At 46.8% G+C, this 14,671-nt stretch carries 14 protein-coding genes; 5 read left to right on the plus strand and 9 right to left on the minus strand.

From position 1 onward, the window contains the following. Positions 1–9 precede the first annotated feature (9 nt). Genes ACLSU7_RS06550 through ACLSU7_RS06565 form a run of 4 tightly spaced genes read left to right on the plus strand, consistent with a single transcriptional unit; the run spans position 10 to position 3,168 of the window. A complete protein-coding gene (locus ACLSU7_RS06550; RefSeq protein ID WP_413294757.1) occupies positions 10–993 on the plus strand; it encodes a hypothetical protein in 984 nt (327 codons plus the stop codon). Between the two features lies 1 nt (position 994). Then, positions 995–1,351 (plus strand): hypothetical protein, encoded by a 357-nt coding sequence (locus ACLSU7_RS06555; protein WP_413294758.1) that lies wholly within the window; start codon positions 995–997, stop codon positions 1,349–1,351. Next, a complete protein-coding gene (locus ACLSU7_RS06560) occupies positions 1,348–2,589 on the plus strand; it encodes a hypothetical protein (RefSeq protein WP_413294759.1) in 1,242 nt (413 codons plus the stop codon). The genes ACLSU7_RS06555 and ACLSU7_RS06560 overlap by 4 nt, the downstream gene beginning before the upstream one ends. A gap of 9 nt (positions 2,590–2,598) precedes the next feature. Further along, positions 2,599–3,168 carry a hypothetical protein gene (locus ACLSU7_RS06565; RefSeq protein ID WP_413294760.1) on the plus strand — a complete coding sequence of 190 codons (570 nt, stop codon included), beginning with the start codon at positions 2,599–2,601 and terminating at the stop codon, positions 3,166–3,168. On the opposite strand, the gene ACLSU7_RS06570 is transcribed toward ACLSU7_RS06565, so the two are convergent. The 4 genes from ACLSU7_RS06570 to hutU all read right to left on the minus strand — a co-directional run bounded on the left by ACLSU7_RS06570 (position 3,165) and on the right by hutU (position 7,671). Further along, positions 3,165–3,977: an ABC transporter ATP-binding protein gene (locus ACLSU7_RS06570; RefSeq protein WP_413294761.1), complete on the minus strand. Its 813-nt coding sequence runs from the start codon at positions 3,975–3,977 to the stop codon at positions 3,165–3,167. The two genes, ACLSU7_RS06565 and ACLSU7_RS06570, sit on opposite strands and share 4 nt — an antisense overlap. Next, positions 3,977–4,804, minus strand: a complete 828-nt coding sequence (locus tag ACLSU7_RS06575) for an ABC transporter permease (protein ID WP_413294762.1) — start codon at positions 4,802–4,804, stop codon at positions 3,977–3,979. Before ACLSU7_RS06575 ends, ACLSU7_RS06570 begins: the two co-directional genes overlap by 1 nt. A gap of 8 nt (positions 4,805–4,812) precedes the next feature. Beyond that, positions 4,813–5,808, minus strand: coding sequence for an ABC transporter substrate-binding protein (locus ACLSU7_RS06580; RefSeq protein ID WP_413294763.1), 996 nt, complete (start codon positions 5,806–5,808; stop codon positions 4,813–4,815). A 216-nt stretch (positions 5,809–6,024) separates the two neighbouring features. Further along, positions 6,025–7,671 (minus strand): urocanate hydratase, encoded by a 1,647-nt coding sequence (gene hutU, locus ACLSU7_RS06585; RefSeq protein WP_413294764.1) that lies wholly within the window; start codon positions 7,669–7,671, stop codon positions 6,025–6,027. 86 nt (positions 7,672–7,757) lie between these two features. Between hutU and ACLSU7_RS06590 the strand changes: the two genes are divergently transcribed. After that, on the plus strand, positions 7,758–8,372 hold the full coding sequence (locus ACLSU7_RS06590; protein WP_413294765.1) for a tRNA-uridine aminocarboxypropyltransferase: 615 nt from the start codon (positions 7,758–7,760) through the stop codon (positions 8,370–8,372). 27 nt (positions 8,373–8,399) lie between these two features. Here the strand turns inward: ACLSU7_RS06590 and ACLSU7_RS06595 are convergent, their stop codons facing one another. From ACLSU7_RS06595 to ACLSU7_RS06615, 5 genes are all read right to left on the minus strand, one after another. Then, on the minus strand, positions 8,400–10,235 hold the full coding sequence (locus tag ACLSU7_RS06595; protein WP_413294766.1) for an amylovoran biosynthesis protein AmsF: 1,836 nt from the start codon (positions 10,233–10,235) through the stop codon (positions 8,400–8,402). 421 nt (positions 10,236–10,656) lie between these two features. After that, entirely contained in the window at positions 10,657–11,043 is a 387-nt protein-coding gene (locus tag ACLSU7_RS06600) for a hypothetical protein (protein ID WP_413294767.1), read from the minus strand. Positions 11,044–11,176: 133 nt separating this feature from the next. Then, positions 11,177–12,262 carry a hypothetical protein gene (locus ACLSU7_RS06605; protein ID WP_413294768.1) on the minus strand — a complete coding sequence of 362 codons (1,086 nt, stop codon included), beginning with the start codon at positions 12,260–12,262 and terminating at the stop codon, positions 11,177–11,179. A 178-nt stretch (positions 12,263–12,440) separates the two neighbouring features. After that, positions 12,441–13,982, minus strand: a complete 1,542-nt coding sequence (gene hutH / locus ACLSU7_RS06610) for a histidine ammonia-lyase (protein WP_413294769.1) — start codon at positions 13,980–13,982, stop codon at positions 12,441–12,443. A gap of 120 nt (positions 13,983–14,102) precedes the next feature. After that, the gene (locus ACLSU7_RS06615) at positions 14,103–14,651 is read right to left on the minus strand and encodes a hypothetical protein (protein ID WP_413294770.1); all 549 of its coding nucleotides are present in this window, start codon (positions 14,649–14,651) and stop codon (positions 14,103–14,105) included. Between the last annotated feature and the right edge of the window lie 20 nt (positions 14,652–14,671).

Raw genomic sequence — 14,671 nt, forward strand, 5'->3', positions numbered from 1 at the left:
GAGAAATATATGAAAATCGTTACATTCATTCTATTATTCACGGCGGCTGCGAACGCTCAAGCAACAGATTGGGGCTCACTTGGTAAGTGGGCGCCTTCTCTAAAAAGTGAAAGCGTCTATCTTGATCCGGATACTGGATTACGCGCCGAAGTTTATAAACTCCCTACGGGAGCCTCTCGCTTTCATCGTCTTTACGTCAGAAACATTCCGATAAAGGTAGTTGTTGATGCGAAACGAAACTCTAAAGCTGGCGATCTTTGTAAAATGTCGATCTTTCTTGGAAAGCGCTTCAAAGCGAAATTGATTATTCCCGGAGATGGTATTTCTCCTGCAGCCCTTGCAAAGTTCTCAACATTTGAAAACTCTGTGGTGGTGGGTGAACCAAAAATCAATCTGACTAAAAACTATGGCTATTGGATTTCAAACGATACTGAATACCGCGAAAATAAAGGATCGTTAGAAAGTGAAATTTCTATGATCAGTGAAAAAATTCGCGAATCCCAAGGTCAAGAAATTCAAATCGATCTTTCGGATAAGAACGCTTTTGCATGTGACCTTATGGAACAAACTGTTCAGTTTTCGATGGTAAGAGATATCAGCTATGAAAAAGCTCTTCCAGATCGCACAATGTGGATCAAGCAAAGCGCATACACTTCCATTTACCAACAGTTCTGGAAAAACCACCCCAATGTGGTCAGTAACAAGAACACTCCGAAACAAAATGAAATAGCCGAGGCCTTCGCGCTGGGTGTGGCTGCTCGGTCCGTGGTTGCCACATCGGAAATGTTAAGTTCCTCCGAAAGGATTCAGACTTTCCTGAACTCGGTGAAAGCCGATTACGCGGCTCTGAATACGGTTCAGAAAGCCATGGCGAAGGAATCTGAATTAATCAACAACTGGGGAATGAACATCGACTACGTAAAACCTGAAGATCCCAAATACACTTTAAACTATGTAATTGGTGAAATGTTGGATGTAAGCATCGGAGACTAAAATGAAAAACCTGCTTGGTCTCATTTGCATCGTTTCCTTGCTAACGGCTTGTGAAAATTCTGGTACTCCCCCACCTGGAAATCCACAGATACAGGAGCAGTCCTTGATTTTGAGCCGCTTGTACAAATCTTGGAGTCTGCAAATGAATAAAGTGCAGTGGCAGGATGCCCATCAGGAGACTTTGCCTATTGCGCAGGCCTATGTCCTCGGTTCAGTCATATTCCAATTGGATAACCAACCCAAAGCCGAGAGCATTCAATTGCTTTTGGACGTCTTCCCCAAATTATCGGACCCGAGAAGTGATTCTTCTGAGATGTTGAAGCTAGCGAAAGAATTTTTGAAAAAGGAAAATATATGAAAAAATGGATCCTGTTCGCATCGATCTTTTCAAGCTCAGCATTTGCCGTTGGTCCAAGAATTTCTACGTCTTGCGAGATAGCCAAAAGCATACGCATTCCACCAAACAGCGGTGGCTACTTTTTAACGGCTGATTGCAAGACTGCGTATGTACTTCCTCCGGCTCAGGCAAATCGCAAAATCACCGGGGTCACCAGCGGCAATCTGGGACGATGCTCTGAAATCAGTTCTTTAAACAAAATCATGGCCGAGCTGAATAGACAAACAGCAGAAGCCATCAAGGGCAAGGTCAACGAAGAAGCCTTGAACACGATTCGCGAAACTCGTGAAAAAATCAAATCCGATTATGGGGACCTGGCTGCGGCACTTGGTGCCTCTGTTGAAATGATCTTTGATATGAACATCGAAAAAAATGTTCAACGTTTTCGCCAGTACAACACCACGGTTCCCGTCAATTTCGTGGCAGTTCCGTTAAAGGAAGTCAAACTAGCTTGGAACCAGGCAAAAAACCAAGACCCTGATATGCGAATTGCTTTTAACGAAGACCTGCCGCTTCCCCCCGACAGCAATGTCGGGGCCGGAAGCTACTCTGCCCGTTTAGATTTGAGTCTGTTTGGTGCGTGTAAACTTCGCGATCCATTCACACGGGAAATTCCTGCGCACATCGATTCCCAGGTGTTAGCAGGCCTCATCACTCCTACTGCATTCTATAAATACGAAGTCGGCGCAACATTTGGTTACACAGCCACCTACAACAAAGGATTGCTGGCAAAAAAAATTCGCGAATCTTCATCCCAAGGTGGCTTCTTTAAAACAAGCACCGCCTCCTCGTTGATCGAAACTGCGGAAACTTCAGGCTGGTTTTCATTGACGATGAGCTGTAATGACTCTCGCGTTTGCGCAGAGGTGAAAGCACAAACGGCATGGGATATTAAGCAGAGACTGATGCAAGAAGTTTTAAGTGACATTTCAACTGTAAGACTTGGAGTGGCTCTGCCGCCGGTGGAGTCAGGCACTCCAGGCAAAAATGGTGCTTCGGCAGCGGCTGAAGGTCTCAGAAAATGCGCTCATCCATATTGTCAGGCCGGAGCGATTGTCCTGGATATCGCGAACTCAACTTTGGGAGGCACTTCGAAAACGGATTCCTACATATCCGCGAATAACTCAAAAGGGGAAGAGTCCGTGGAAATCACGACACCTGTCATGTTCAGTGGATCTGTGGGCTTTTCAAAAGACTAAGGATGATTTATGAAACGGTTTCTTTTAAGTCTTATCTTAATGTGTTCTCAGTCAGCTCTCGCCGACAATCTTGTCGGCGAAATTAAAATTCAAACAGCTCAGGTGCTGAATGAGACACAAGAACAGACGAGTTGCCGAATGTATCGCAAAAGGATGGATTCCTTTCTGCAGCGCTCGAATGAAGCCGCCGTCACATCGGCGATGAACAAGGGAAACTTGAGTCGGGAACAGATCAACCGTGTGTTGGATATTATTCAACGCGGTGACGTTCCTGCGGAAGTGCAAAATGAAAACATCCTTTGGACATTGGACTTTGATGTTTCAAAAGCCGCGAGTTTTCTAAGCCACCCCTTGTTCGTACAAATCGATTCGACTTATTTGCAATTCGAAACGAATCAAAATTATTTTCCTGGTCACTTTAACGTCGCGATCAGCGATGATAAGCAAAATGTCAGAGTCACCTACAGAATGACCTATGCGGAAGCCTGCTTGGCTCCAGTGAATATTCGCATAAAGTTCTCGGCGGATGCCGAGAACTCCATCGAACTAAAGGCACTATTGAATAGGAATTTGATTTAATCCCCGGTGGAGCCACGGATCTGGGCGTTTTGGAAGCGGTTTTGCTCGGCCATGACCATGTCGCTGATTTCGCGTTTAAGGGCGTTGAAATCGTTGGCGGCTGGGTTTCTTGGGCGAGGCAGATCTACGATCAGGTCTTTTTTTACGGTGCCTGGTCGGTAGGTCATGACGACGATTCGGTCTGCCAGGTAAATCGCCTCTTCCATACTGTGAGTCACAAAGACCACGGTTTTTTTGGTTTCCTGCCACAGCTTAATCAGCTCGTCTTGCAGACTTCTGCGGGTTAAGGCGTCCAAGGCTCCGAAGGGCTCATCCATTAACATGATCGGCGGATCCAAGGCCAATACGCGCGCGATCGCGACACGTTGGCGCATACCTCCCGAGAGGTCTTTTGGGAAACGCTTGCGGAATTCTGTTAGTTTTAATTTTTCTAGCAAAGATTCCAAGGTCTTTTGGATTTGCTCTTCGGGCACATTCTTTTTGATGCGTAGACCGAAGGTGATATTGTCTTCGACCGACATCCATGGAAATAACGCATACTCCTGAAAAACCATGCCGCGGTCTGGGCCCGGTTCGGCGATCACTTTGTTTTCGACTAGAACTTGTCCATTCGTGGGTAAAGAAAATCCCGCGATCGCGTTTAAGAGCGTACTCTTGCCGCAGCCAGAAGGTCCCAGCAGACATAAGAACTGCCCGCGAGGAATTTCGATATTGATATCCTTCAGCGCGATGACGTCTTTACCTTCTTCGCCACCGACGAAGATTTTATCGACGCCTTGAACTTTGATTTGAGTTTCTGTATTTGCCATTATTCAAGACCTCGGTGCCAACGTAGCAAGTAGTTGTTCAATTTATCCACCACGGTATCGATCGCTAGGCCCAAAAGACCAATGGAAAACATCCCTGCGATAATTTTATCCGACCAGAAATATTCGCGAGCCTCCAGAATCCGGTAACCCAGACCCGAGTTCACTGCGATCATTTCTGCAACGATCATACAGATGAATCCCGTTCCGATACCAATGCGAATGCCGCTTAGGATGTAAGGCATGGCCGCCGGCACGATCACTTTTCTAAACATTAAAAAAGAACCCGCACCTAAATTACGAGCGGCGCGGATATAAATAGAATCCACGGCTCGCACTCCCACGATGGTATTCATCAGGATGGGGAAGAACGCTCCCAATGCGATCAAGAATACTGCTGGAGGATTTCCCAGCCCAAACCACAAGATCGCAAGCGGAATGTAAGCAATCGGAGGAATCGGACGAAGCACTTGAACCAAGGGGTTAAAGTAATCGTAAACCTTTTGGCTTGCTCCCATCAAAAGACCGAGTGGCAATGCCAAGACTCCCCCAATCACACATCCCAGGATCACGCGGTAAAAGCTGGCCCATAAATCGTGAACAAGCTCCCCGGAAAACATCCAGGATACTTTGGATACTCCTGATGCAGGATCATAGGCTTCTTGAGGCATCAGGTATTGATACCATCGCACAATCACCGCAGACGGTGCCGGCAAAACTTGCGGATTCACCCAACCAATGCGAACCACCAGCTCCCAGATGGCAACAGCCAGTATTGGCACCCAAATCCCTTTGATACGCGATAGGAAATCAATTTTAGCCTTAGCCATCAAGTCCCCTATTTCACGCCCAAAGATTTTTTCGCATCTTCAAGCAAATCAAGTTTCACCCAGTCCGTTGCCTTTGGTGGAGTCTGCATACGACCCACACCGAATTTTTGCATAAAGTCTGTGGTGATTTGAATGTGCTCTGCCGTTAAGTGATACACGTAAGGAGAATTGCCGATAGCGTCTTTAAAGTCCTGACTTGTGATCTGGCCTTTAAACATTTTTTCGACGACGAACTTTTCAGCCACATCAGGTTTATCCATGAATAGCTGAGTCACTTCGACGAAACATTTTACGAATCTTTCAGCGACGGGTTTTTTCTCTTTGTACATTTTTTCTGTCATGACCAGAGTACGAATTGGTTTCCCCATCTCTGTATCGTAGGGTTTCATCAATTCTGTGCCCCAGCCTTTGTTAATAGCTTGAGATGACTGCGGTTCACTCTGTGCCATGGCGTCGATTTGTTTTGCAGCCAAGGCCTGGTTCAAATCGGCAAAGGCCATATAAACAATCGTCACGTCTTTGCCCGGTTTATCAGACCAGGTCAGATTATTTTTCGCAAGCTCTGCCAGAAGCAATAACTCCTGTGCTCCCCCACGTGCGACACCAACTTTCTTGCCTTTGAAATCTTTGATCGAAGTGATCTTTGAATCTTTCCCCGCAACGATACGTGCGCCACCTTCAGCGAAACCTGCAATGGCATAGATGGGAACTTTGCTTGCTCGACCTGCGATCGCGGCATCTGCCGCACTGGCAGCGACATCGATTTCTCCGGCAATGATCGCAGGCATGATATCGATACCTTTTGCGAACACGCGCTCTTGAACTTTTAAATTATATTTACCGCAGTATTCCTGCATATAGCTGATAGCACCGTAGTGCGCGAATTTTAAATTTCCCACGCGCACAACATCGGGTGCGCCTTTGGCTTGAGCATTTGCGAAACTTAAGGGAGCTAATGAAAATGATGCGAGAATCGTACTGAGAATAATCTTGTGAGACATCATGAAGACCTCCAGTTTTTTAAACCATCAATTAATGGTCTGACTGATGGCACAGGAATGCAAACATGAATTAGCTGAGAATACGCAGCCTTTGTCTGAGAGTGAAATTATCAAGCAGAGACAATGTGAATATGAGAAAAAAGGCCGAAGTGTTTTTCACTTCGGCCAGTTAAATATCCCGTTAAGTAACAAATTTTAGAACTATTATGTTCTGCAGTTTTACAACCAACAGCTATTCACACCGCGCTCTTTTGCGGTTTGTTTTGCAAGGTCGTAACCAGCGTCCAAATGTCTGAAAACGCCCATAGCTGGATCGGCCGTTAATACGCGCTCTAAGCGGCGTGCTGCTTTTTCAGTGCCGTCTGCCACGATAACTTGGCCCGCATGTTGGCTGTAACCCATACCAACACCACCACCGTGGTGAAGACTTACCCATGTAGCCCCACAAGCAGTGTTAACCATGGCATTCAAAAGCGCCCAGTCACTGACTGCATCGGAACCGTCTTTCATCGCTTCTGTTTCGCGATTTGGTGAAGCCACAGATCCACAGTCCAAGTGATCACGACCGATAACGATCGGAGCTTTTACTTTGCCCTCTGCCACAAGTTGATTCAGCATAGCACCGGCTTTCGCACGCTCGCCGTATTCAAGCCAGCAGATACGCGCTGGAAGACCTTGGAAGGCGATACGCTCTTCAGCCATATCCAACCAACGCAAAAGATCTTTTTTATGTGGGAATAGTTTTCTCATCGCATCGTCAGTCACTTTGATATCAGCTGGATCACCAGACAAAGCCACCCAGCGGAATGGACCAGAGCCTTTGCAGAACAAAGGACGGATGAACGCAGGAACGAACCCTGGGTAATCGAATGCATTTTCAACACCCGCTTCTTGAGCACGTGCACGCAAGTTATTACCGTAATCGAAAGTCACGGCTCCCTTGTCTTTCATCGCAAGCATCCCACGAACGTGTTTTGCCATAGAGTCATAAGCTGCCTTCAAGTACGCTGTTTGATCTTTCTCGCGGAAAGTTTTTGCTGTTTCGACGGTGTAACCTTCAGGGATATACCCCACCAATGGATCATGCGCAGAAGTTTGGTCAGTCAAAAGATCCGGAGTGAAACCCTTGTCGATCAATTGGTGAATGACTGTCGCCATGTTGCCTTGAAGAGCTACAGACTTTGCTTCTCCTGCAGCCGTGTATTTTTTGATTCGCGCAATCGCATCGTCGATGTCCGTTGCCACTTCATCAACGTATTTAGTTTCAAGACGTTTTTGAATACGAGTTGGATCAATTTCTACTGCAAGCACGCAGGCACCAGCGAACACACCTGCAAGAGGTTGTGCTCCACCCATACCACCCAAGCCCGCTGTCAAGATCACACGGCCCTTCAAATCACCATTGAAGTACTGGCGACCTGCTTCAACAAACGACTCGTAAGTCCCTTGAATGATTCCTTGAGTTCCGATGTAGATCCAAGAACCCGCCGTCATTTGGCCGTACATCATCAAACCTTTTTTATCGAGCTCATTGAAGACTTCCCAAGTCGACCACTTAGGAACAAGGTTCGAGTTCGCAAGCAACACGCGAGGAGCGTCTTCGTGAGTTTTCAAGATACCGATTGGTTTACCTGATTGAACCAAAAGAGTCTCGTCGTTTTCTAGTACTTTAAGAGCTTCCAGGATTTTATCGAAGCATTCCCAGTTACGAGCGGCTTTACCGATACCACCATACACAACCAGATTTTCTGGATGTTCAGCAATTGAAGGATCCAAATTGTTTTGGATCATGCGGTAAGCGGCTTCTTGAAGCCAGCCTTTACAAACCATCTTGTTACCCGTTGGGGCCTTAACGACGCGAGACATGTGCTCTCCTTTAAAATCTGAAGAGCTAGAACCTAACAAAGGTCGCTGGTATTGACAATTGAGCGCTCTGCATCAATAGTGCGCCAATGACTCTAGAACGCAAAAGAAAGACCAAAGACCCTTGCCCCGTGTGCTTTTTAAACAAAAGCCGCTGCGTTTGTGCGTTCATTCCCAAACTGACCCTTAAAACTCGTCTGTGCTTGGTGGTTCACGCAAAAGAACTTAAGCGCACGACCAACACCGGCAGACTTGCGATTGAAGCCCTGGTGAATAGCGAAATGCGCATCCGCGGAGCCGATCAAAATGCTTTGGACTTGAGTGATTTGCTAACTCCCCAATATCGCACCCTCATGTTTTATCCATCGGACGATGCCAGAGAATTGACGGCAGAGTTTGTCGCTGAAGATCCTCGCCCGATTCAATTAATTGTTCCGGATGGAAATTGGCGCCAAGCCAGTAAAGTTCATTATCGTCATCATGAATTAAAAGACGTCCCGCGAGTGATGATCAAAACTCCGAATCAGTCGCCAGTACACATGCGCGCAGAAACCACAGCCGAGGGTATGGCAACATTGCAAGCCATCGCAGAAGCTATCGGAATTATCGAAGGCGATGCCGCCAAAGAACCTTTAATGAAATTATATCGCGCAAAACTCGAAGGCACGCTTCAAGGTCGTGGAATAAAGCCTGATCATTTCTGATCAGGCTTTGAATTGGAAACAAGAATTTTACTTCACATCAAAATATGGAATGGCAACTTGCTCACCATTGATCACCACGGACAAGTAACCTTTGGCTTTGCTGGTGTCGACTTGCGAAGCAGATAGAACTCGCGACGCCATCAACAAATCACCCTGCTCGTTACCACCGATGCCGGCTTTTCCGTTGTGCAAACTAAAGCGCTGAGGAGCTAGTGGACTGTTATTCGGAGGATTTTCAGCTGTCATGACGGGGTCAAAGCGCAAGCATTGCCCAGCCATAAAGCGATCCTTACCATTGGCTTTCATTAACACCATAACAATCGGAGTCCAGTTAGCAATCTTCACGAAGACTCTAGTATCTGTGGCAGATCGTTGCACAATTCGAACTTCAAGTACGGGAGAATTTCCTTCTGCCGACCAGCTGGCTTCCGCCAACTTATCCGTTTTGTGTTGCATATGAATGATAGCTTTTCCGCCCGTGGTTTTGCCACTGACCGGATTCATCAGTACCTGAGTGTCACTGCCATTGCCGTACTGTGTTTGACCAAATAGTTCAATTTCCCAACTATCACCCATGGTCGGAGTAAAGAAATTTCCTAACTGAAACCAAGTCGCCTGACCAGTATCGTTGCTCAGTCTAAAACGTGAAGTAAGGAAATTGTATTTTAGACTTCCGTCGAAGGCAGCACCAAAGGACTCAATTCTCGCCGAACCCATCTCCCATGCGCTCAACCAGCGGCTGGGCTCAGTGCCCTGCATGGTATTGTCAATACTGCTTCCAGATTGCAAATTAATCTGACGCGAATTCAAGCGCGACCAACGCGCGTTCAACGGTTTCGTACAGCCTTCAAGACTTAAGGCATCGATAATCCATTGTCCGTTGGAGATATCGCCTGGATTATCGCAGTGCTCAATCCACCCATTATGGATTATCGACTGAGTACAACGCGGCAAGTTTAAAACTTTTCCGCTTGTGCATTTTTGAACATTGAAGTTGGAAAGCTCAACCGCAGTGCTGTGATCCCAAGCTCCAGCTTCTCGGCCTGACCATCTAGCTCTAACAATATCATTTATACAGGCATTAGCGTAGAACTGGTCAATTTTGCAATCTAGCGTATCCATGAGACTTAAAGAAGCCCCTCCGACATTCTGAAAGCGCAACTGGGATCCACGGAAAAACTGTCCACCCTCACAAATATTATCAAAGAACCCTTGGTAATTCATAAATTTATCAATCTGTCCCTTAAAGATCAGATTTGAAAGCTCCGCTCTGCGCGCATTGACCTTAAACACTTGAGAAGTCTTGCCATCCGAGATTATCGTTGTTGCAGCGAAATAACCGAAATTTACACTCGCTCCCGCCAAACGGAAAAATGGAATCTCTGCTGTTCCCATATCCACGCGAGAGACATAGAAAGTACCCGCAGGAAACTGAACGCCCATTTGCACTAAGTTGTTAGCTTTTGACCATGCATACATCGCTTTGATCGCCGGTGCCGCATCAGTTGTGCCGTCGGCCTTTGCACCAAAATCAAAAATAGTCAGATTGTTGGGATCATTGATCACGCGACGCCAATAAAAACCATTGCCAGCAAAGACCGTTCCGCCATCATCTGTTCCGTTGGACAAGTAACCGATAAATTCGCCACCACCAACGTTTAGCCCCGAGTGGTAGCTTCTTACTGTCATCTTAGCGCCATTAATTGAAGGTCTTGTGGAACGCAGCTCTATGACTGACCCGATGTCCCCCTGAGCATAACTTGCTGGCAAAGCAGCTGCCTCAGCATTTCTGGAAATAGTAGCAAGTGACAGAGCAGTAACTAAAGAGCTGGCAGCGGATTGCAACATTTGTCTTCTTTGCATGGATCATCCTTATGTTAATTAAGATGTTTATTGAGGCAGCAAACGGTTCCCTTCGAAATCCCCCCGGATACCGCTCGAATTCCCCTTCAAGAGTTAATAGGATCCGGCTGTGACCGCCAAACCGCAATAGCGAGCCGTCGTAATCTCCCGGAGCAAACAAGAGCAAAAAGTGAATTATTTTGTAAAACTAAACGACGGCGATTAAAACCGCTCCCCGCAGGCGAATCCAAATTTTTCCGCCGCAAATTTCAGAGCACACTATTTAGTTTTTCAGGTCTGGCATGAATCAAATTCGTACATGGATTATAGTCCTATTGCGAACTCCAAACGCAACAAAGCCCGTCTTTTTTAGAGACAGGCTTATTAAATGGATTCCAAAACTGAAAGCGACCCGAGAGGGTCGCAGTATGAACATCTAATTTTAGTAAATTTCTTCTTCGTCAGAACCTTCGAAGAAACCGTTTGGTTGCAGACCAAATCCAGGGACGTTGTCATCCACTCGGCAGCTTACACGGCAGCTGGCATTGCAGCTAACCCAAGCGCTGTTGCCCGGGGAAATGTATCCAGGGGAGCAATGTGAAGAGCAAGATGGAATTCCCATCGTTACGCCACCTTTGATTGTGCATGTTGAACTTGCGTTGTTTTTTGCTGTAGTTTCAGCGCGAGATTGAAGATTGCGTGGGCAGAAAGAATCGCCACCTTTGCAGGAACCAGAAGCACTGCCTGTGCCAGTCACCCAAATCGTTTTTTTCGCAAACGCTGGAAGAACCAAGAAACTTGTAAGGATCAATGCCGTCAATGCTTTCATATCAACTCCTCTAGATGCCGCCAATCTAGCACCATTTTTGCGAGGGAATCAAAAGAAGCTATCGACTTTCTGCAAAAGCACAGCAAAACCCTTATCAGGTTCTGCGGTGCTTCTTGTTTAGGAATTTATATTATTAATCCAGTGGCGGAGGATTCGAGATCATTTCCTGCATGGATGAACCATAGCGCCCATTAGGCACGATCATGGTTGCTTTTCTCCACTCTGGAGTGGCAAGAATAAATCGACCCTGCCCTATTCCCGGCGCATAAGGCCAAGAGTTATTTACGGCCGCGGCATTCGGCCAATAGTCAGCGCCGACATTAACCAGATAGCGTGCTGAAGCGCGATCATCTGTGCCCGTTGCTTTATCCAGAATCAAGCGTGTGTCCATCGATACAAACACAGCACGCACGTCTTGCGGGACAATGGTATTTTGCGAACCATAGCCGTGGGCGAACTGCGGGTACTTCGGCTTAAAGGAGACTCCCCCGGTGGATTCATTTCGAGTTCCGCCATCGGCTGCGAAATCGAATGGATACTTCCACGTATCAGTTCCAGGTCCCGCATTGTTGGAGACCAGCTTCCACGTGCGAGTCGATTCGGACAGAACGTAAATTTTTAAATTACGATATTGCACACGTGTGTTCGTGGCCGTATTGCCTTCGGCTTCAAACACCTGCATCCAGGAATTCAACAAAGTACACCATGCGGGTTTCGTGTATGGAAACCAGCTTGGAATATCTGCAGCCGCCGGAGATTGCATGATGATTTCCGGTTTCTTTTGCCACTCGTAACGAATATCAGGAATTTTTGCTTCGTGAGACGTTGCCGTTTGACTGTTCACGACTTCCGTGATTGTCACCATCGGTGTTGCGGTAGGCGAAGGAGTCGCCGATGGTGATGGCGAAACTGTTGGCGTTGGTGACACCGTTGGTTTCGGAGTAACAGTCGGAGACGGAGTTACCGTCGGGCTCACCGTTGGAGACGGTGTCACCGAAGGCGAAGGACTAACTGTCGGAGATGGGCTGACTGTTGGCGACGGAGTGACCGAAGGTTTTGGCGAAGCCGATGGCGTGGGAGTTGGCTTAACTCCTTGATCGGATTCTTCTGAACTCGATGATTGATCCAGCTGCCAGGAATTGCCTGATGGAGCGCAACTGACAACCAAACTGCTCAGAGCGAAAAGTAGGGCCGCGATTTTTGATGGTGCATTCATCATTCATCCCCCGATGACCATTGTAGCCTATAATCGGAAGTCGCAAGTGCAAATTGAACCGCGGGCTGAACGCTATCCGCCCACGGCTAAATTAGAAGTGATTGACGTAAAAAAAACGCCATCAAATTGCAAAGGAATTTGGGAACATTAGGTTATCGGTGTCTCAATCAGAGACACCGTTTTACCACTCAAGTTCACCCACTGTTTTTTCGACGATGTTCATTAGTTCCCCAGAGATCATCATCGCTTTGATAGCTTCAACGTCTTTGTGGAAGATACGGTCTTCTTTTGCGAATGGAACTGTTTTTCTGATGTGATCATGCACAGCTTTAACGGCCGCAGATGGTTTCAAAGGAGCAATTAAATCAATCGCTTGTGCACCAGATAGCAATTCCATCGCAACAACGTGCTCTGCGTTTCTTAGAATTTGTGCAAATTTTCTTGCTGCAATGGTTCCCATGGAAACGTGGTCTTCTTTTTCAGCAGATGTTGGGATTGAATCCACAGACGCTGGATGAGCCAAAACTTTATTTTCGGAAACCAATGAAGCCGCCGCGACTTGCACGATCATGTGACCAGAATTCAAACCACCATTTGGAGTTAAGAATGGAGGAAGGTCACTCATTTGTGTCGAGATCAATTTAGAAATACGACACTCAGAAATACTTGCTTGAGAAGAAATCACGATACCCGCGAAATCCATCGCGTGTGCCACTGGCATTCCGTGGAAATTACCGCAGGAAAGCACTTTGTTGGCATCAGCAAATACCAACGGGTTGTCCGTCGAAGAGTTCGCTTCGATTTCCAAAACTTTAACAGCGTGACGGATACCATCTTTAGCCGCGCCGTGAACTGCAGGCATGCAACGAAGAGAGTATGCATCCTGAACGCGATGATCCTGGTGCTCATGCAAATGGCTGTCTCCGATTTCACTCGACTCACCCATAAGCTTGATAAGGTTGCGACCTGTTTTACCTTCACCCGCGTGAGGACGGCTCGCTTGAATCAATGGATCGAAAGGTTTTCTGGAACCTCTCATACCTTCAACCGTCATGGCTCCCGCAAGGTCTGCGATCCAAAGCAAACGACGAGCTTCCCATAAAGAAAGCAAACCGATGGATGTCATCACCTGACAACCATTGATCATGGAAAGACCTTCTTTGGCTTTTAGTTCAAGAGCTGTGATTTTTTTCTTTTCCAGAAGTTCTTTCACGTGAACAGGATTGCCATCAGCTCCCCAAGCCTCACCCTCACCGATGATAGTTAATGCCAAGTGAGAAAGTGGTGCCAAGTCACCTGATGCGCCCACGGAACCTTGAGAAGGTACAACCGGGATGATGTCGTTGTTCAAAAATTCCAAAATTTTATCAACAACTGTCGGACGAATACCACTGTGACCTTTTGCCAAGGCATTCGCACGCAAGATCATCATCGCGCGTGTTTCTGTTTTTGTGAAAGGAGCACCTATTCCCATGGAGTGAGAACGGATTAGATTTCTTTGCAGTTGTTCAATTTCAGAATCAGAAATACGAACGGAAGAGAACGCACCAAAACCCGTGTTCACACCGTACATCACTTCACCACCAGAAATACGGCCTTCGATATAGTCGCGGGACTTTTTCATCGCGGCGCGGGCTGAATCCGCCAACTCCACTTTCATGGAGGGTGTGTGCGCGGCTTTATAAAGGTTTTCAATAGTGATGTTTTCACCGGTAAGTTGCATGGCGAGCCTTTCAGGTTCAGTCTTAAAACGAGGCCCCGACTTTACCGATAACGCTGCGCCCAATCAAATAAAAAAGCCGGCTATTCACCGGCTTTTCATTCTTAAATCTGTGAGATCGAATTAGAACTCAAGAGGAAGAGAAACTGACAACATATAAGAGCTAGCTTTGTTGTCTGGGCTGTCGTCTGTACCACTGTTCGTTTCAACTTTAGTGATATTTTCGTTGATATACTCAAGGTTGATAGAAATGAACGGAAGAGCCGTGAAGCCCACACCCAATTTGATTGGGTTGCCCGTGAATTTAGCGTTAGAGCCGCCATCCATTTTCAATTCACTCGTGATACCGTAACCTACCCAACCTCTTAGCAAGATCGGAAGATCAATACCCGCTACAGCAAACAACGTATTACGTTTCATTGTTTCGTTGGAACCTGAGTCTGGTTTGTAGTTACCACTCACGCCCAAGTTGTAATCCGCACCCAACCACAACATAACTGGAGTTTTCCACGCTAGACGCGCACCCATATTAACCAACTCTGTTTTTGCATCAGGGTTGTTGTCGGTGAATTTACCCATTTCAAAACCCAAGTACGGCTCAATTAGAACCGAAGCATGCGCCGTGCCCGAAAGTCCCAAGAATAAAGCCAGAACGAGCCACATTTTTTTCATCGTCTTCTCCTTTTGTAACA

This window comes from Bdellovibrio sp. HCB185ZH, assembly GCF_047302455.1.
Classification (GTDB): domain Bacteria; phylum Bdellovibrionota; class Bdellovibrionia; order Bdellovibrionales; family Bdellovibrionaceae; genus Bdellovibrio.